The 18816-nt window shown below is 36.5% G+C and carries 27 protein-coding genes; 8 read left to right on the forward strand and 19 right to left on the reverse strand.

Annotated features, from left to right (window positions below):
* The 10 genes from TJ68_RS06520 to TJ68_RS06555 form a co-directional block, all read right to left on the reverse strand.
* Positions 1 to 989 (reverse strand): PD-(D/E)XK nuclease family protein (locus tag TJ68_RS06520; protein WP_337587686.1); only part of this gene is annotated, 989 nt, incomplete at its 3' end.
* A gap of 11 nt (positions 990 to 1000) precedes the next feature.
* The gene (locus TJ68_RS08805; RefSeq protein WP_272944047.1) at positions 1001 to 1132 is read right to left on the reverse strand and encodes a hypothetical protein; all 132 of its coding nucleotides are present in this window, start codon (positions 1130 to 1132) and stop codon (positions 1001 to 1003) included.
* A 14-nt stretch (positions 1133 to 1146) separates the two neighbouring features.
* Positions 1147 to 1680 (reverse strand): signal peptidase I, encoded by a 534-nt coding sequence (lepB, locus tag TJ68_RS06525; protein ID WP_040929360.1) that lies wholly within the window; start codon positions 1678 to 1680, stop codon positions 1147 to 1149.
* Between the two features lie 10 nt (positions 1681 to 1690).
* On the reverse strand, positions 1691 to 2107 hold the full coding sequence (locus tag TJ68_RS06530; RefSeq protein ID WP_238316050.1) for a TVP38/TMEM64 family protein: 417 nt from the start codon (positions 2105 to 2107) through the stop codon (positions 1691 to 1693).
* A gap of 53 nt (positions 2108 to 2160) precedes the next feature.
* Complete coding sequence (locus TJ68_RS08810; RefSeq protein ID WP_272944048.1) at positions 2161 to 2292, reverse strand: hypothetical protein; 132 nt, start codon at positions 2290 to 2292, stop codon at positions 2161 to 2163.
* Between the two features lie 118 nt (positions 2293 to 2410).
* Entirely contained in the window at positions 2411 to 3604 is a 1194-nt protein-coding gene (locus tag TJ68_RS06535; protein ID WP_040929361.1) for an ornithine--oxo-acid transaminase, read from the reverse strand.
* Positions 3605 to 3636: 32 nt separating this feature from the next.
* Positions 3637 to 5190 (reverse strand): L-glutamate gamma-semialdehyde dehydrogenase, encoded by a 1554-nt coding sequence (pruA, locus tag TJ68_RS06540; RefSeq protein WP_420329227.1) that lies wholly within the window; start codon positions 5188 to 5190, stop codon positions 3637 to 3639.
* A gap of 166 nt (positions 5191 to 5356) precedes the next feature.
* Positions 5357 to 5740, reverse strand: a complete 384-nt coding sequence (gene ygs / locus TJ68_RS06545) for a S1 domain-containing post-transcriptional regulator Ygs (protein ID WP_040929362.1) — start codon at positions 5738 to 5740, stop codon at positions 5357 to 5359.
* A 69-nt stretch (positions 5741 to 5809) separates the two neighbouring features.
* Positions 5810 to 6013, reverse strand: coding sequence for a hypothetical protein (locus TJ68_RS06550; RefSeq protein WP_040929363.1), 204 nt, complete (start codon positions 6011 to 6013; stop codon positions 5810 to 5812).
* An 88-nt stretch (positions 6014 to 6101) separates the two neighbouring features.
* On the reverse strand, positions 6102 to 6689 hold the full coding sequence (locus tag TJ68_RS06555) for a peptidylprolyl isomerase (protein WP_040929364.1): 588 nt from the start codon (positions 6687 to 6689) through the stop codon (positions 6102 to 6104).
* Positions 6690 to 6844: 155 nt separating this feature from the next.
* Between TJ68_RS06555 and TJ68_RS06560 the strand changes: the two genes are divergently transcribed.
* The 7 genes from TJ68_RS06560 to mnhG are packed head-to-tail and all read left to right on the forward strand — an operon-like array spanning position 6845 to position 12683.
* The gene (locus tag TJ68_RS06560; protein WP_040929365.1) at positions 6845 to 9238 is read left to right on the forward strand and encodes a Na+/H+ antiporter subunit A; all 2394 of its coding nucleotides are present in this window, start codon (positions 6845 to 6847) and stop codon (positions 9236 to 9238) included.
* Positions 9213 to 9689, forward strand: a complete 477-nt coding sequence (locus tag TJ68_RS06565) for a Na(+)/H(+) antiporter subunit B (RefSeq protein ID WP_337587685.1) — start codon at positions 9213 to 9215, stop codon at positions 9687 to 9689. Before TJ68_RS06560 ends, TJ68_RS06565 begins: the two co-directional genes overlap by 26 nt.
* A complete protein-coding gene (locus TJ68_RS06570; RefSeq protein ID WP_040929366.1) occupies positions 9689 to 10030 on the forward strand; it encodes a Na(+)/H(+) antiporter subunit C in 342 nt (113 codons plus the stop codon). The genes TJ68_RS06565 and TJ68_RS06570 overlap by 1 nt, the downstream gene beginning before the upstream one ends.
* Positions 10020 to 11513 carry a Na+/H+ antiporter subunit D gene (locus TJ68_RS06575; protein ID WP_040929367.1) on the forward strand — a complete coding sequence of 498 codons (1494 nt, stop codon included), beginning with the start codon at positions 10020 to 10022 and terminating at the stop codon, positions 11511 to 11513. The genes TJ68_RS06570 and TJ68_RS06575 overlap by 11 nt, the downstream gene beginning before the upstream one ends.
* Positions 11514 to 11993, forward strand: coding sequence for a Na+/H+ antiporter subunit E (locus tag TJ68_RS06580; protein WP_040929368.1), 480 nt, complete (start codon positions 11514 to 11516; stop codon positions 11991 to 11993).
* Complete coding sequence (locus TJ68_RS06585) at positions 11990 to 12289, forward strand: Na(+)/H(+) antiporter subunit F1 (protein ID WP_040929369.1); 300 nt, start codon at positions 11990 to 11992, stop codon at positions 12287 to 12289. The genes TJ68_RS06580 and TJ68_RS06585 overlap by 4 nt, the downstream gene beginning before the upstream one ends.
* Entirely contained in the window at positions 12282 to 12683 is a 402-nt protein-coding gene (gene mnhG, locus TJ68_RS06590) for a monovalent cation/H(+) antiporter subunit G (protein ID WP_238316052.1), read from the forward strand. The genes TJ68_RS06585 and mnhG overlap by 8 nt, the downstream gene beginning before the upstream one ends.
* A 71-nt stretch (positions 12684 to 12754) precedes the next feature.
* Here the strand turns inward: mnhG and TJ68_RS06595 are convergent, their stop codons facing one another.
* The 9 genes from TJ68_RS06595 to TJ68_RS06635 all read right to left on the reverse strand — a co-directional run bounded on the left by TJ68_RS06595 (position 12755) and on the right by TJ68_RS06635 (position 17956).
* On the reverse strand, positions 12755 to 13147 hold the full coding sequence (locus tag TJ68_RS06595; protein WP_040929370.1) for a type II toxin-antitoxin system death-on-curing family toxin: 393 nt from the start codon (positions 13145 to 13147) through the stop codon (positions 12755 to 12757).
* The gene (locus tag TJ68_RS06600) at positions 13144 to 13368 is read right to left on the reverse strand and encodes a hypothetical protein (RefSeq protein ID WP_040929371.1); all 225 of its coding nucleotides are present in this window, start codon (positions 13366 to 13368) and stop codon (positions 13144 to 13146) included. The genes TJ68_RS06595 and TJ68_RS06600 overlap by 4 nt, the downstream gene beginning before the upstream one ends.
* A gap of 131 nt (positions 13369 to 13499) precedes the next feature.
* Entirely contained in the window at positions 13500 to 13862 is a 363-nt protein-coding gene (locus TJ68_RS06605) for a hotdog fold thioesterase (protein ID WP_040929372.1), read from the reverse strand.
* Positions 13855 to 15321, reverse strand: a complete 1467-nt coding sequence (locus TJ68_RS06610) for a M17 family metallopeptidase (RefSeq protein ID WP_040929373.1) — start codon at positions 15319 to 15321, stop codon at positions 13855 to 13857. Before TJ68_RS06610 ends, TJ68_RS06605 begins: the two co-directional genes overlap by 8 nt.
* A gap of 10 nt (positions 15322 to 15331) precedes the next feature.
* On the reverse strand, positions 15332 to 15649 hold the full coding sequence (locus tag TJ68_RS06615; RefSeq protein WP_052327367.1) for a YuiB family protein: 318 nt from the start codon (positions 15647 to 15649) through the stop codon (positions 15332 to 15334).
* A gap of 57 nt (positions 15650 to 15706) precedes the next feature.
* On the reverse strand, positions 15707 to 16918 hold the full coding sequence (locus tag TJ68_RS06620; protein ID WP_040929374.1) for an NAD(P)/FAD-dependent oxidoreductase: 1212 nt from the start codon (positions 16916 to 16918) through the stop codon (positions 15707 to 15709).
* Between the two features lie 96 nt (positions 16919 to 17014).
* Complete coding sequence (locus tag TJ68_RS06625) at positions 17015 to 17374, reverse strand: HesB/IscA family protein (RefSeq protein ID WP_040929375.1); 360 nt, start codon at positions 17372 to 17374, stop codon at positions 17015 to 17017.
* Positions 17375 to 17405: 31 nt separating this feature from the next.
* Positions 17406 to 17669, reverse strand: a complete 264-nt coding sequence (locus TJ68_RS06630; RefSeq protein WP_040929376.1) for a DUF1450 domain-containing protein — start codon at positions 17667 to 17669, stop codon at positions 17406 to 17408.
* Between the two features lie 44 nt (positions 17670 to 17713).
* The gene (locus TJ68_RS06635; RefSeq protein ID WP_040929377.1) at positions 17714 to 17956 is read right to left on the reverse strand and encodes a NifU family protein; all 243 of its coding nucleotides are present in this window, start codon (positions 17954 to 17956) and stop codon (positions 17714 to 17716) included.
* Positions 17957 to 18054: 98 nt separating this feature from the next.
* On the opposite strand from TJ68_RS06635, the gene TJ68_RS06640 reads away from it, so the two are divergent.
* On the forward strand, positions 18055 to 18369 hold the full coding sequence (locus TJ68_RS06640) for a YuzD family protein (RefSeq protein ID WP_040929378.1): 315 nt from the start codon (positions 18055 to 18057) through the stop codon (positions 18367 to 18369).
* Positions 18370 to 18816 lie beyond the last annotated feature (447 nt).

Genomic DNA, 18816 nt, shown 5'->3' on the forward strand with positions numbered 1-18816 from the left:
ACACTCATCATAAATTGTATAAATGGATGCTGCACCATTTTATACTTTTGATCGACTGAATATGCGATATCAAACTTCTCAAAGTAATATCGTAGTACTTCAATATAACTACTATCTCGATATAAAATACCGATATCTTTATATCGAACATTTTTTGTACGTACGAGCGTTTCAATTTGGCGCATCACTTCTTCGACTTCGACTCTCATATTCGGTGCTTTTATAAGTTTAACGCCGTCATTATTATTTATCGGTGTACCTTTACGTAGATATCGTTCAACTTCGTATAAGCCCTCACTATTTGCACGATAGTTTTCATGAGAAAACTCGATGACTTTAACTCCATCGCTACCAAACAATTCCTCTCTTTTTAAACTAGCGATGACGTTTTCTGTCTTTCTAAAGAGCTCTAAATTATCTCCACTATGCATCAGTAAAAGTGTAATGTCGTCGGTAAATCGAGTGAGCGTCTTAATGAGCTGAAGTTCTAGTTCTGTAAAGTTATGGAATCCATCGATATAAATCGTCGCATGATTTAAACTTTCAACTTCATTCACATCAATTGTCTGTAGTACTTCTAAAAAATGTGGCATTAAGTTAATGTTTTCAATTGAATAGTCTTCAATTGTATCGAGCCATGTACGATACACTTTTACGAGATCTTCATACTTTTCTTTCGTTCGGTTGTCTTTAAACGTTAAACTCTCAATATCATCTGCACTAATATCATAGTTAATAAATTCTTGAATCGTCTTTAATAGCTTTTGCGAGAATTTTATATATTGCCTTGAATCTTTGTAGTACTTTAACGTGTCGGGTTCAAATTGCTGAAGAATTTTATGTATAAGCATAATATGTCCGACTTCACTAACACGATTTTTTTCTCGATGTCCAATTTCATTAAAAACATGCCAAATAAAACGAGAGAAGCTTAAGACTGTCGTTCTTAAACTTCCTTTGTACGTTTTATCTTCATCTGTCGTTAATATTTCTTCATACGTTAAGTGTTTTGCGTTGGTGTTATGATATAAATTCGATGTCCAAGTGGATCTTTATCGGTTTTCTCGTTAATTTGTCTAAACATTTCTTTAGACTTACCGGCACCACTTATACCTGTCCAAACTTTAATCATCGTATACCTCCTAATTAATCAGAGAAATCATTCGATATTTCAGAAAACGGCCAAAATCTTAAGAATACTTTTCCGATAATTTGATCATCCTCTATGAGACCAAATTGTCTTGAGTCTTTACTTACTGGCCGATTATCTCCTAACACTAAATATTGGCCTTCAGGAATTTCACCATTGACACCAAGATCTGATAACTCAAAGTTATCTAAATAAGAATCTTTTTTGTATGATACGTAACTTTCGTCGATACGTTCACCGTTGACATACACTTCTTTGTCAACCATCTTAACGTCGTCCCCTGGTACACCGATGACGCGTTTAATGTACGCTTCGCCTTCCTTATTATCAAATACGACAATGTCTCCATGTTCAACGTCATGCATCTTGTATGATACTTTACTTACAAATACTCTATCCCCATCTATAAATGTTGGCGCCATACTCGCACCATCTACAACAAACTGTGTAAGTAAAAATTGTCTCACTAAAAATACGACGACGAGGGCGACAACTATCGTCACAACCCATTCTCTAATTTCCTTTAACATACTGCCACTCCTAATTACTGTTCATTTTTCTATTTAAATAACGTTCATATAATTTTGATATCACATATAATACGACTAAAAATACAACTGATAAAATAAGTCTCGTTGGTGATGTAAAAAATGTCGTTACATCATGACCGACAATTGAAATCGATAGTATCATTATAAATTTTGCACCGATCAATATGTACAAATAGACGCGTTTTTTTACGTTAGATACTCCAGCTATCACGTTGACAACAGATGAGGGAGTAAATGGTAATGACATTAATATAAATAAAAACGTAAACCCTCTTCTGTCAATGAATTCTCGCATCTTAATTAACGTTTTATGTTTATTAATATAGCGCGTTGCCGGTGCTTTTAAGAAGTTTCTAACGACTAGAAATACTGAATAACTCCCGAGTACACTTCCTAAATAACTCATCAAAAATCCAATAAAAAAACCATACGCGTTCGTATTTAATATGACGATAACAATCAATGGTAAAACGGTAAAAACGATTCTATAAAGACTAGTAATAAGCCGACGAAGATACCTAAGCCATCGAACGCTTCAAATATCTGTTCTAGCCCTTCTTTAGTTGTAAACAATTCGATATATTTCTGCATCGTTTCACCTACCGATTATCGTTTGTTATATTATAACACCTTTTAAATGATGAAGCCGTATAGAGGCAACAAAAAAACTCCCATACACCTACATGTATGAGAGTTTCGACTTCTAATATTATTTAGAAAGTACTTCTTTAATTTGTCCGATTGCCCAGTCTAAATCTTCTTTTTCGATGATTAGAGGTGGTGCAAAACGAATGACTGTGTCATGTGTTTCTTTACATAATAGTCCACGCTCTTTTAACGCTTCACAGTATGGTCTCGCATCTTCTGTTAATTCCATACCGATGAATAATCCACGTCCACGTACCTCTTTAATGATTGGGTTATCGATTGTTTTTAGTTCTGATTTCATATACTCACCGAGTTCGTTTGAGCGCTCTGCAAGTTTTTCATCGAGTAAAACATCGATTGCTGCAATAGATACTGCTGCTGCAAGTGGGTTACCACCGAATGTTGAACCGTGTGATCCAGGAGTCATTAACTCGAGTACTTCTTTGTCTCCAAGCACAACTGATACTGGTAATACTCCACCACCGAGTGCTTTTCCTAAGATGTACATATCTGGTTTAACGTCTTCCCAGTCACATGCGAATAATTTACCACTACGGCCAAGTCCACATTGGATTTCGTCAGCGATCATGAGAACGTTGTTCTCATCACATAACTCACGAACTTCTTTTAAGAATCCGTCACGTGGAATGTTAATACCTGATTCACCTTGAATTGGCTCTAAGATTACAGCAACTGTGTTTTCATTAATTGCCGCTTTTAATGCGTCAATATCACCATAAGGTACAAGTGGGAACCCTGGTACTAATGGGTGGAATCCGTCTTTATATGCTTCTTCACTTGAAAGTGAAATCGCACCTAACGTACGGCCGTGGAAGTTACCGTTCATACCGATGATTTCTTGTTTACCATCTTCGATACCTTTAACTTCTTTACCCCAACGACGAGCTGCTTTAATTGCAGATTCAACTGCTTCAGCACCCGTGTTCATAGGAATACCCATTTCTTTTCCAGAAATTTCGTTAAGTTTATCTAACCATTCACCTAAGTTGCTTGAATAGAACGCACGAGATCCAAGTGTTACTTTATCTGCTTGTTCTTTTAGTGCTTCGATAATCTTAGGGTGACGGTGACCTTGGTTTACTGCTGAATATGCAGAAAGCATATCTAAATACTTATTACCTTCTGGGTCTTTTACCCATACACCTTCTGCCACGTCAACGACAATCGGCAGAGGTTTATATGTTGGTGCTGCTACTTTATCAGCTAATTGAATGATATCTTTTGATTGTGTCATACTGACACCTCCTATTATAGAAGTAGATTATATTAGAACATTTCTGAAGTTGTTTTACCTTGCATGTGGAGTAATAAGTAGTCTGGTCCACCTGCTTTAGAGTCTGTACCTGACATCTTGAATCCACCAAATGGTTGGTATCCAACGATTGCTGCCGTACAACCACGGTTGAAGTATAAGTTACCTACGTGGAAGTCACGACGAGCTTCTTCTAAATGTTCACGGTTGTTCGTGAATACTGCACCTGTTAAACCGTAATCTGTATTGTTTGCAAATTTGATTGCTTCAGTGAAGTCTTTAGCTGTTGCGAATCCGACAACTGGTCCAAAGATTTCTTCTCTCATCACTTGGTCATCGTGTTTAAGTCCAGAGAATACTGTTGGATAAACGAAGTGACCTGTTTCGTTTTCGATTTTACCACCGATTTCAAGTTTACCTTCTTGTTTACCGATTTCGATGTACTTCTCGATTTTATCTAATGACGCTTGATCAATAACTGGTCCCATGAAGATATCTTCAGATGGGTCACCAACTGTTAATTCTTTTGTTTTTTCAACTACTTTTGCAAGTAATTCATCATGTACATCTTCAAGTGCGATTACACGTGAACATGCTGAACATTTTTGTCCAGAGAATCCGAATGCAGAGTTTACAATTGCATCTGCTGCTTCGTCTAGATCTACACCGCTGTCTACAACAATCGTGTCTTTACCACCCATTTCAGCGATAACACGTTTTAAGTTTACTTGTCCTTCATGAACAACTGCTGCACGTTCATAAATACGTACACCAACGTCGCGTGAACCAGTGAATGATACGAATGCAGTATCTTTATGGTCTACTAAGTAGTCACCAATTTCTCTTGATGAACCTGGGATGAAGTTGATTACACCTTTTGGTAATCCAGCTTCTTCAAGAACTTCAACAAACTTGTATGCAACAACTGGCGTGTTTGAAGAAGGTTTTAATAATACTGTGTTACCTGAAACAAGTGCTGCAGCTGCAGTACCTGCCATAATTGCAAATGAGAAGTTCCAAGGTGAGATAACATATCCAACACCTAAAGGAATGTAGTCGAAACGGTTGTATTCATTTGCACGTGATTGTACTGTTTTACCGTTCGCTAATTCTAAGTTTTGACGTCCGTAGTAGTTTAAGAAGTCGATTGCTTCTGCAACTTCTCCGTCCGCTTCTTTCCATGGTTTACCCGCTTCTTTCACTAAGTGACCAGTGAATTCTGCTTTTCTGTCGCGAACGATTTGAGCTGCTTTGAAAAGAATATCTGAACGCATTGAGAATGAAGTTTTTCTCCATGATTCAAATGTTTCTTTCGCAACTTCCATCGCTTGGTCAGCTTCTTTACGTGTCGCTTGTGAAACGTATCCGATGATTTCTGATTTGTTTGCTGGGTTGTATACTTCACTTTTATCTTCAGTGAAAATTCTTTCACCGTTAATAACTAATGGGAATTCTTGACCGAAGATCTTTTGAGCTTCTTTAATTCCCTCTTTAACCCATGCTTTGTTTTCTTCTTTCGTATAGTCCACGAATGGTTCGTGTCTATAGTGATTCATAGAGTAATCCATAAAAAAGTATCCTCCTAAAAATAGTTTATCTTCTATTATAATCTCACATTACTATATGAGTATTCAAGCTATTAGATAGTTTTGTATAAACTTACGAATCTATGTATTATTAGTTTCGTTATATGTAAATATAAAAAAATAAAAGACTTAGCGCTTGCTAAGTCTTTTACCGGTCATACATTTGTTCTTTTGCCTCTTTAATCCAAATAGGCATACGCTGTCGTAGGGAGTCAAAACCGTATTTTTCGGTTTGTTCAATCGTATCTAATATCGATTTTTCTGCCTTTTTCTTACACTTTTGCTTGAAGTATTCATTCTCTTTTAAGGTCAGATTTAATTTTCCATCCCTATCGTTTACTGCTAAAATTTTGCACTTTACAATCTGCCCTTTTGAAAGATAATGATGGATATTTTGTACGAAGTTATCCATCACTTCTGAAATATGGATAAGTCCTTCTACACCATCCATCGTTTTGACAAAAGCACCGTATGGCCGAACGTTTGTTACTTTTACTTTAACAAATTGACCTGCTCGGTAGTGTTTTGTCACGAAAAAACCCCACTTCTATAACACTATTGTATAATAGCATATTTTAAGTGAGGCTTCCATTTATTCAATCTATTTATGATGATCGTCATGCACGTCTGAATTTATTTTATTTAAAACTTCTTGTTCGAACTCCTGTGCACGTTGTTCTTGCTTTTTTGAATATTTTCGAATTAATAAGAACGCTACATACGCTAAAACGATACAAACAACGAGCGTAATAATTCCAGGAATATATTCAGTTTTATCTTCAGGGAAATAAAGAAATTCCATCATAAGTCATTCACACACCTTTACCTTATTAGTATAACAAATTATGCGGATTCTCCTACGATGAATTTCTGACAATTATTTGTCGATTTAATTATAAAACTTCAATCGTTTCGATGACGACGTCTTCTACTGGTTTATCCATTGGACCAGTTGTTACACTTGCGATATTATCGACAACGTCCATCCCTTCGATCACTTGACCGAAAACAGTGTGACGGTTATCTAACCAAGGTGTCCCACCGAGGTCAGCATACGTTTTAATTACTTCTTCAGGATATCCAGCACCTTCTAATTGACCGAGCATATTCATCGGAACACGAATCGCTTCTACGATGAAAAACTGTGAGCCGTTCGTGTTTGGTCCACGGTTGGCCATTGATAACGCACCACGGAAGTTAAATAACTCTTCGTGGAATTCATCTTCGAAGTCCTCATCCCAAATACTTACTCCACCCATACCAGTACCTGTAGGGTCACCACCTTGAATCATGAAATCTTTAATAATTCTGTGGAAAATTTGACCATCGTAATAGCCGTTTTTAGCATGTGTAACGAAGTTTTCTACAGTTTTCGGTGCTTTATCTGCAAATAGTCGTACTGTAATGTCACCTTTATTTGTTTTAATAACGACACTTTGTTCGTTTTCTAATACTGTTTTGTCCATTTGTGAAAATGCCATTGATTTTTCCTCCAATATTTCAACATTAATCAAATTGTTGTATGATTAAACTTCACTTTGTTCCAACAGTCATTATAGAACATATCGTGTGCATTTAAAACCGATATTAATTCATGTATAATAAAGTCATATAATTGTGTGAAGGAGGTTATGGTGTGACGTTATTACATTTTTTAATATTACTACCATTAATAGCAGCTGTTATTATACCGGTAGTGTATAAATATCAAAAAGACATCCATCTCGGATGGTTTGTACTACCAGTACCATTCGTTATCGTGTCTTATTTATTTACGTTAATACCAACAGTAAAAAGTGGGTCAAACATCTACTACACGTTAAACTTTATGCCAAAAATCGGCATGAACTTCGATGTATACATAGATGGCCTTGGATTACTTTTTGCCATTTTGATATCTGGAATTGGAACGTTAGTCGTTCTATATTCGATTGGATATCTTTCAAAAGATGAAAAACTCGGTAACTTTTACGTCTACCTCTTAATGTTCATGGCAGCGATGCTCGGTGTTGTGACAATTGATAACGTTTTAATGTTATATATGTTTTGGGAGTTGACGTCGATTTCGAGTTTCTTACTCATCGCGTTTTGGACGACAAAAGAACGTTCTACTTACGGCGCTCAAAAATCGATGTTAATTACGATGTTCGGTGGATTTATGATGCTCGGTGGTTTCATTTTACTTAGCATTATTACCGAAACATTTAGCATTCGAGAAATGATTGCTTCATCAGATGTGATCGCATCAAGTGGTATTGGAGTCATTGCACTCGTGTTAATTTTACTCGGTGCATTTACAAAATCAGCACAGTTTCCGTTTTATATTTGGTTACCAGATGCAATGGAAGCACCAACTCCAGTCAGTGCTTATTTACACTCTGCTACGATGGTTAAAGCAGGGCTATATTTAGTCGCGCGCTTTACACCAGTGTTTATGTGGAGCTTAACGTGGGTCAATACGATTTTAATTATCGGACTCATTACACTCGCATGGGCATCGTTTAATGCAGTCGTTAAAGATGATATGAAAGCAGTACTCGCATTTTCTACCGTGTCTCAACTCGGTTTAATTATGTCATTACTCGGGCTTGGAGCTTTAGCTGTCACTGCTGGTTTTAATGAAGAAATATTTACAGTCGCAGTCATCGCTGCAGTATTTCATATTATTAACCACGCGACGTTTAAAGGTGCACTATTCATGGTGACAGGGATTGTCGATCACCAAACAGGTACGCGTAGCATTAAGCGACTCGGTGCGCTAATGACGATTATGCCAATCAGTTTTACAATTACGTTAATTACTGCATTTTCTATGGCAGGACTTCCGCCATTTAATGGATTTTTATCTAAAGAAATGTTCTTAGAAGCGATGTTTGAAATTTCTCAGTCGAACATCACTCTATTAAGTACGATTAGTGTTTTATTCCCATTACTTGCGATTCTCGGAAGTATATTTACTTTCGTCTATTCGATGAAATTAATATTTGGGGTATTTACTGGAGAATCATTTGATACTCCAAAAGAACCGTCTGAAGCTCCGATGCTGATGTTAATTTCACCAGCAATTTTAGCTTCGCTCGTCGTCATTATCGGCTTATTCCCGAACATTTTATCGAATACGATTATTAGTCCAGCAGCAAGTGCCATTTTAGATCGTCAAAATTTTGTCGACGTATCGATTAGTTTTTGGCACGGTGTAACACCTGCTTTACTCTCTACGATTTTAATCGTCTTAGTCGGAGCACTACTCTACTACTTTAGAGACAGCTGGATGTTTATTTACGATTATATTAAAGAGCCATTTACGTTAAATAACTTCTATGACCAGTCACTCGTAAACAGTACAAAATACTCTAACAAAGTAACGAATACATTATCTACAGGATTTTTAAGAACATATCTACTGTATATATTCGGCTTCTTAACAATCTTTAGTATCGTTACGATGTTTAGAACTGGTTTAAATTTAAGTCTTACAGACCTTGCACCTATAGGAATTCAAGAAGTGATTCTAGTTGTTGTTATATTAGTTTCACTCGGAATTATTATGATTACAAAATCTCGTATGGTCAGCATTATTATGCTCGGTGCAGTTGGATTTAGTATGGCATTATTCTTCGTATTCTTTAGAGCGCCAGACTTAGCATTAACTCAACTCGCGATTGAAACTGTAACGACGACTCTATTCTTAGTATGTTTCTATCACTTACCTAAAGTAAGTAAATTACCAGAAACACGTCAGTTTAAATTAACGAACTTCTTCGTTGCAGTAATGGTCGGAGCAGTTTCGATTTTAATTGGATTATCTGCATACAGTCACCGTATATTCGAATCGATTTCTGAATATCATATCGAACACGTTTATGACTTAGCTGCAGGTAAAAATATGGTAAACGTTATTCTCGTTGACTTCCGTGGTTACGATACTGTGTTTGAAACAGTTGTATTCGCAATCGCCGGAATCGGAATTTACATTTTAATGAGAATGACGAACCTAAGAAAGGATGATGAAAATGAAGAGCACACTTAAAAGAGCCGGCTACAAAGCACTCCATCGACAAATGAACGATGTGCATTTACAGTACATCTCTAAAGTTGCGTTTTTCATCATCACGATGTTTAGTTTGAACTTATTCTTTGCAGGGCACTATACGCCAGGTGGAGGATTCGTCGGTGGATTACTCATGAGTTCAGCAGTGCTACTCTTACTTATTGCTTATGATGTAAAGACGTTAAAGAAGATGCTACCGATTCCGTTAAAATTATTAATATCACTCGGGTTACTGTTCGCTATTGGAGTCCCGTTATTTTTAATGGTATTCGGTAAACCTTTCTTTACACATGCTTTAACAGATGTTTATGTCCCGTTATTAGGTGACGTGCATATCCACTCTGCAGTATTCTTTGACCTCGGTGTCTTTTTAGTCGTATTCGGGGCAACGATACTCATTTTAATCGCAGTTGGAGGGGTGAAGGATTAATGGAGTTTGTAATGATTATTCTTTCAGGTGTACTCATCGGCTGTGCGACGTACTTAATCCTCTCTAAAGGTGTGTTAAGAATTATTATCGGTATTTCGGTATTATCCCACGGTGTTCACCTTATGTTACTCACGATGGGTCAGTTAAAACGAGGAAACGTTCCTATTCTAGATGAACGTGTCGAAGTGTATACCGATCCGTTACCACAAGCGATGATTCTTACAGCAATCGTTATATCGTTTGCACTGACTGCTTATAGTTTAGTGCTTGCGTTAAACAACTATAAAGTACTCGGTACAGATGATACTGAAGACATGAAAGGAAGAGACGATGGTTATTAATTTATTACTTATATTGCCATTAGTCATTCCAGGTCTTGCTGCGGTGATTATGTTACTCGTCGGTAGAAACCCTGTGTTACACCGAGCGGTCACAACACTCGCAAGTGTGTTAATGGTAATTTTTTCAATAGTTATTGTACAACGTATATATACAGATGGTGTATTAGTTACAAATATTGGTAACTGGCCAGCACCATTTGGTATTACAGTCGTTTATGATATGTTAAGTGCTTTACTCGTATTAACGACATCGATCATACTGTTTTTCGTTACAGTCTATTCGTTCCAATCGATTGGCGTTAATAACGAACGTTATTTCTATTATCCGATGATGTTATTTATGATCATGGGTGTAAACGGCGCGTTTACTACTGGAGATATTTTCAACATGTTTGTATTCTTCGAAGTGTTTTTAATCGCGTCATATGTATTACTTACAATTGGTAGTAGTACGATTCAGTTACGAGAAGGCTTTAAATATTTAGTCGTTAATATTATTTCATCGAACTTTTTAGTACTTGGAATTGGATTTTTATATTCTGTTGTTGGTAGTTTAAACATGGCAGATATCCACGTGAAACTATCGAATTACGACGGTAATTTAACAGTCATTACGTTAATTGGTGTCGTTATTATGTTTGTATTCTTAACTAAAGCAGCGGTATTCCCGCTCTACTTCTGGTTACCAGATTCATATAACGCACCACCAATCCCAATACTTGCAGCGTTCGGTGCATTACTGACAAAAGTCGGTGTGTACGCACTGATGCGTACGTACAGTCTATTTTTCAATTTAGACTATAGCTATATTAGTACTGTTTTACTCGTCTTATCGATGCTAACGATTATTATCGGATGTATCGGTGCGATTTCAACGTACGACATGAAGATGGTCATCATCTATAACATTATGATTGCGATTGGATTTATTATCTCAGCTGTCGCAATGCTCGATTTAGATGGTATGATTGGTAGTATTTACTACCTCATCCACGACATGATTATTAAAACAGCGTTATTCTTACTCGTTGGTTTTATCATTTATAGAACTGGTAAACATAACGCAAAAGATATACACGGCTTAATGTCAGTTCACCCAGTAGTTGGTTGGACGTTCTTCTTAGCAGGATTATCACTTGCAGGAGTTCCACCATTCCCTGGATTTTTCGGTAAAGTGTATATCGTGAAATCATTATTTATAAATGAACACTATATTTCAGGCGTCATTATTTTATTCTCTAGTTTAGTGATTCTATACAGTATTATGAGAGTATTTATACACGTGTTCTTCGGTGAACACGCTGTAGAAGAAGAGTTAAAACCAATGAAGACTGATAAACTACTCTTTAGTGCAGTTGGACTCGTTATCGTATCAATCGCATTCGGTCTAAGTGCAGATTTCTTATATCCATACTTTGAAATGGCTGCACAAGCACTCGCAGATCCGTTTGTTTACTCAGAATATATTATGGGGGTGGAGTAAATGGCAATACAAGTATTACTCAATTTCTTACTCGCATTCCTATGGGCGTTTATGAACAACAGTTTTACAGTGAGCACTCTCGTGATGGGGTATTTAATGGGGCTAATTGCCGTATCCATATTACGTAACTTCTTACCAGGTACGTTTTACCTCATCCGCGTATGGAGAATTCTCAAGTTATTCTTCGTATTCGTTTACGAGTTACTCCTTGCAAACATTGAAGTTGTAAAAATCGTCCTTCAACCAAAAATGAACGTACACCCTGGATTCTATGCGTATCCGTGTGATTTACAAAAGGATTGGGAAGTCGTACTTCTTTCCTCTCTTATCACGTTAACACCAGGTACAGTCGTCGTTGCAATTAGTGATGACTTTAAAACGCTATATATCCACGGGGTAAACTTAGTCGATGCCGATAAAGAAATCGAGGCTATTAAACACTCATTTGAACGTCTCATTAAAGAGGTGGGTCGCCCATGATTTCATTTTTACAAGTCATATTCATTATCGCAATTATTGGAATGGCAGTCGCGCTCGGTATCGCATCGTATAGAATTATCAAAGGGCCGACGTTACACGATAAAATTGTCGCGTTAGATGCGTTTGGAGTTATGCTAATGGGAACGATTGGGATTTTCTCAGTCCTACTTGACACTCCTTATTTAATCGTTGTAATTATGATTATCGGTATGCTCGGTGCTGTAGGTACAGTCGCAATGGCCAAATTTTTAGAGAAAGGATGGGTGATCGATCATGATAGAGATCCTGATGACTAGTATCGTAACGATACTCGTATTAACCGGGGTATTCTTTTCCATCGTTGCAGGAATCGGTATCGTGAGACTTCCAGACATGTACTCACGACTCCACGCTGCAAGTAAAAGTTCAACACTCGGTGTATCACTCGTTCTACTCGCTGTATTCCTATACTTTTGGTATTTCGAAGAGAGATTTGAAATCACTCTAATACTCGCACTCGTATTCATTTACATCATCGCACCAACAGGTGCACATATGCTTGCGAGAAGTGCCTTCCACTCAGACGTAGAGCCGTATAGACTAACAATCTTAAACGAATTACGACGTGACGAAATAGGTTACGAAGAACTTACAGAAGAAGATAAATTAAAAATTGAACAACGTAAAAAAGAGCAAGAACTTGATGAATAACAACACGCCCATTCTAGAAAAACTAGAATGGGCGTATTTTTGTTTGTGAAATTTAGGTTTGTATTAGTTATTTAACTTATTTTATTCATATTATTTTTTATCCATAAAGAAATCTCTTCTAAATTATAAGGTCTGATCGCGATATCGACAATATAATCGACTGCATCTCTCTTATCTAGTATTAAACGGTAATCATTTAAGGATAAAAAATACTTTAAAGAAAGATAGGCAGTACGTTTATTTCCATTTGCAAATATGTGTTTTTTAATCAGATGATATAAAAGAAATGCACCCTTATCCTCTAATTTAGGATATAATTCTTTCCCATATACTTCTTGCTTCATATTCTCCACAATCATATTTAAAGCATTTCTGTCGAGAACTTTTACTGGTTCTTTAGGACTATAACGTTTTATAACGATTTTATTTAACTCTATAATATCCTCATCTGTTAAATATCTCATCTATCTACCAATTCTTTAAATATTTCATCATCTTCAGTTAAAATTTCATTAATCAAGTTTAAATCTAAATTACTTTTCTTAACTTCTAATGATATTTTATCATTATCTTCAATGAATTGAATTGTATCATTTACATTAACATCTAAGGCTTTTAAAACATTCTCTGGGATTTCTACATTAATAACTTTATTATTAATTTTGAGTTCACTTAAAACTTTCATGCAAATCACCTCATGTTCTATTTATGTAAAAATGTTGTTTTAATATTATACCATCAAGATAATTATTATTAATTAATTTTACCTTATAAAATACCTCCCTAAACTTATTTTTGATTTAGAGAGGTATAAGTTTACTTCATATTCGTCAAAGTCATTCGTCCAACTGCTGTGATTTTTCCTTCATCGTTTATAATTTCTGCTGTCCATACTTGTGTTGTTCTACCGATATGTACTGGTACAGCTGTTGTTGTCAGTTTACCTGAGGGTATAGGTCGAATATGGTTGACGTTGATTTCAACGCCAGCTGCATATCCTTCTTCAACGTTTTCAGTACCGCCAAGTGACGCTGCTGTTTCGATTAACACAGCATTCATACCACCGTGTACGATTCCAAATGGTTGGTGCATTTCTTCAGTAATATCGACTTCAATGACCGCACGTTTCTTATTTAACTCAATGATTTCGATGTTAAATGCTTCTAATAAATTAGTCATACATAGAACCGTCTAAAATGTAGTCAACGACTGTACGGATCATCACACCACTCGCTGCTTTTGGACCGTATGCATTTTGTTTCGCAAACTGCGATGTACCAGCGATATCAAAATGTAACCACGGATAATCTTCAGTAAACTGATTAATAAATGCCGCTGCAAACGATGCACCACCGTATGGGCGTAAGTTACTGTTTAAAATGTCTGCAACTTGTGTATCTTTTACTGCCGCTTCATCGGATTCATCCATCGGTAAGTGCCATAACTTTTCGCCAACTTTTTCTGATGATTTTAAGACGTCAGTTAAGTAATCTCTACTTTGGTTTGTAAATAAACCTGTACGTGACTCTCCAAGCGCTCCGATTACTGCTCCTGTTAAAGTTGCAAAGTCCATAATAACGACTGGTTTATGTGTAATTGCTTCAGTAACCGCATCTCCAAGAACGAGACGTCCTTCTGCATCTGTATTAGTTATTTCAACACTTAAACCGTTTTTAGCGATGACAACGTCATCTGGACGATTCGCATTACCTTTTACCATATTTTCAGCGAGCGCAAGTACTGCTACAACATTCACTTCTCGCTTTTGATCAACGAGTGTCTTCATCATACCGAGTACGTTCGCTGCTCCACTCATATCGTATTTCATCGATACCATGCCCGTACGTGGTTTTAATGAATAACCACCTGAATCGTAAGTAATTCCTTTACCGACAAGTGCTACAGGTGCTTTATTGCTATTTTTATACTCGATCGTAACGAGTCTTGGTTTTCTTTCAGAACCGTCACCGACTGAATGAATGAGACCGTAACCTTCTTCTTTAAGTGTTTCATCGTCTTTCACTGAAATCGTCACGTTGTCTTTACCAGAAAATTCTTTTTCGATTAACTCGACTAAAGATTCCGGATATAGTACGTTTGGAGGCATTTCACTTAAGTTACGACTAAAGTTCATCGCCTCTCCAGCTTGTTGACCTGCTTTCAGTTTGTCTTCATTTACCTTTTTATTAAAAGATAGCGTTAGTTCGTAACGTTTAAAATCTTTTTTATAGTTGAATGGCTCGTATACGCTAATTTCACCCATTAAGCCGACGTCGTATAGAAATTCGTCGTCAGAACTAAATGAGTCAACGTATAGATAAGCATCTGTTACTTTATCTTTTTTAAGTGCTTGTAATACTGTACCGAACGCTTCTTGAAGTTTTAATTGTGTTAAGTCTTCTGATTTACCGAGACCGACTGTATATACTTTTCTAACGTTTGTTTGTAATACTGCGCTCGATGATTCGATTTTTTTGAATTTTGACTGGATGACTCCAGCATCGATATATGATTTAAAGTTCCCGTTAAATAATGCATCGAGTTCTTCGAAGTTTGAGTCGTTTTCAAAGTCTTCTTTTACACCGATGACGATTGCTTTGTTGTTGTCGTTTAAATTACTTTCAAAATTGTACTTCATATACTCACTCCTAGAACATTTGATAGCCAAGCTTACGTAAGTAGCGTATTGTTAATCCGGCTAATATAATACCGATAAAACCACTTAATAATATAATCACGTCAAAAATTTGGACGTTAATAATATTGCTCCACGCTTCTTTAAATGCAGTGTTTGGCGATTTTATGTACTCTACCGTATCAATTCTATCAATGATTAAAACAACGATGACAGGATAAACAACAGCCATAATCCACGTCATTTTTAAAATCATATTTAATATAAAACTAATACCGTAAAAGAGTACGAAATATAAAATGATAGATATAAATACTTGAACGATATTCACCGTTACACCTCTATTAAAAAAGCATGAGTATGATCATTACTCATGCTTAAAATTTTCTTACAAGAATTTACCTTTTGTGAATCCAAGTACTGGTCCACCAATTTTAGCGACTGCACGTGTATCGATTACTTTCTTCATAAATGCAGCTGATTTACCTTTAATTTCTTTACCATAAACGACACCGATACCGTTTTTAGCACCTAATGAACAAACTGTTCCTTTGTCGTCATATACGAATGGCTCAACTTTTTTACCACGTAATTTTGCAGTGATAATTTTTGCAGTGTGTTCACCAAGTTGCATCGCAATTTGTGCTGTCGTTGGATATGGACGTGCGTTTTCGCCTGTTCCGTTCATAACCGCTGAAACGTCACCGATTGCGTATACGTTGTCGTATCCTTCGATTGTTAAGTCATCTTTAACGATGATTCTACCGCGCATAACGCCGTCGAAGTTTTCTTCCATTAACTTGTTACCACGAACTCCTGCAGTCCAGATTCGGTTGTTTGCTTTAACTGTTTCTTCTTTATCGTTAATTTTAACGACGAATCCTTCTTCGTTAGCAGCAACGATTGGTGTTCCGAGTAAGAACTTAACACCTTTACTTTCTAAGTACTTTTTAGCGTAACCGCTGAGATCTTCACTGAACATCGGTAACATTGAAGGCATTGCTTCTACACACGTAATGCTAACGTCGTCGTAGTTAATACCTAAGTTGTCACATAAGATTGGAAGTGAATCTACTAATTCACCGAGGTACTCAATACCTGTGAATCCTGCACCACCAACTACGATTGCTAAGTCATTTTTATCTTTAGACTCTAAGTAGTTGTTGAAGTTCTTTTCAACTAATGCACGTGCTTTAAGTGCAGTTTGTGGGCTCGTAATTGATTCAGCATGTTCAGCCATTCCTTCAATTCCGAATGTTTCTGATTCGAAACCTAATGCAACGATTAAAATGTCATACTCGACATTTCCTTTTGTCGTTTCAACTACTTGGCTGTCTTTATCGATTTTTGTTACTTCAGCAACAACGAAGTTTGTTTTCATGTTGTCTACAACTTTATTAATTGGGTAAACTCCGTCTTCCCAGTTAATCGTACCTGCAGCTGTTTCATGTAACCATGTTGCTTCGTAGTGGTACTCATTTTTATTGATTAAAGTAATATCTGCTTCAGATAAACCTAATTCTTTTTGAAGACCAACTAATGCGCTAAGACCCGCGTATCCTCCACCGAGGATAACAATTTTCTTTCTTTCGAAACTCATCACTACATCTCCTAAATTTTTATAATATAAAAACGCTAATATATATAACATAATATTAGCGTTTCCAAGCATATATTTCAAGCATTCCCTAACAATTTAACATTGTTCTGGAGTACCTTTATTTGTTTTTGTTCTAAATGATGCACCGCATCCACATGCAACACTCGCTAGAGGGTTATCAATCGTGAATCCACCACCGAGTAACGACTCTTTAAAATCGATTGTCGTACCGTCGACGACACCGATATCAAACTTATCCACTAACACGCTGACTCCGTGATGTGTAAATACTAAATCACGCTCAGTAGGTTCTTCTTCAGCAGCCATACCATACGTTAGCCCAGTACAACCGCCACCCTCAACTTTAAAACGTAAATAGCCGTCTTGCATATTGTTATCTTCTAACATCGTTCTTACTTTATCTGCAGCAGCTTTTGTTAATGTCACTTGACTCATTTTTGTCACCTCTTTGATTCACTTATCTTTATTATAATGAATCTTTGATATAATCAAAAATATCTGGCTCGTCATCTTTTTTTAATTGTTCTAATACTCGAACGAGTAGTTGTTCATCTGTCTTTGCCGCAACGCGTTTTCCTTCTACGATACAAAACGCAGTCCGACTACATACACCACAATCATTCGTGCATTCGTAATCCATAACGTCCACATCTTCTTTATCCATTAAGTGTTCATAAGTGTGTTTGGACGTTTTTTCAATGTTTGACCGACAAAATTCTACGAGTTTCATATGATCACCATAAAAATAAAAACTAGAGAATTGATTCTCTAGTTTTAGAATACTTGTTCAATTTCAACGAAACCAGGTACTTCTTCTAGTAATGCGCGTTCGATACCCGCTTTAAGTGTAATCGTTGAACTTGGGCATGTCCCACATGCACCGAGTAAACGTAACATAACGACGCCATCTTCAACGTCAACGAGTTCAACGTCTCCGCCATCTCTTAATAAGAACGGACGTAATTTATCTAAAACCGCATCAACTTGTTCATACATAGTGTCTTTTGTTGTTGCCATATATATCACTCCAAAAACGTTTATAGAGAAATCACTCTGTAAATATATTATAATAGATTAAACAATAAAAATCTATCGGTATATAGGAGGATTCGTATATGAGCTATTCAGTAAATGTCTACGGAAGAGACGTCATTTGCGCGAGCTGTGTAAACGCACCGAGTTCAAAAGATACGTATCAGTGGTTAGAAGCATTATTCAGTAAAAAATATCCAGACGCGGACATTCGTGTAAACTACATCGACATCGACCGCGACGAAAACTTTTCCGACTACGACGAAGAGTTAATAGAACAAATCAACAACGACGAGTTATTTTATCCACTCGTCACAATCAACGACGAAGTCATACAAGACGGTTACGTCCAATTAAAACCAATCACAAAATGGTTTGAAAAGAACGGTGTCGAATAAGACTGCGTCGCTCTTGGACGAGGCGCTCACTTCGGTGAGCTTTTTTTGTGGTGTGGTTTGTGTTTTTTTATCCTAAAATAGAAATAGCGCTACTTCTTGAGTTTTTATTAATTATCCGCATATATTTAACACTCCCACATTTTTTTGTTTATTAAGATGAAAAACCTGGTTTAGATTGGATTTCCGGGAGTCAGTTTGTGTCTTTTTATCCTTAAACAGTAATGAAACAACTTCTTATAATTATATCTAACAAAAATTTCGTGATTTTGTTAGATATCTCGATTTATTTAACAAATTTCGAGTCGGCGCCCTGTTTTTTGTTCATTATATTTTTTATCTAACAAAAACGGTGCGAGATCCTGAGTTTTTGTTAATTATCTTGATATATTTAACACTTCCACCATTTTTATGTTAATTAAGATGAAAAACCTGGTTTAAATCGGATTT

It is taken from the genome of Nosocomiicoccus massiliensis (assembly GCF_000438455.1).
Classification (GTDB): Bacteria; Bacillota; Bacilli; order Staphylococcales; family Salinicoccaceae; genus Nosocomiicoccus; species Nosocomiicoccus massiliensis.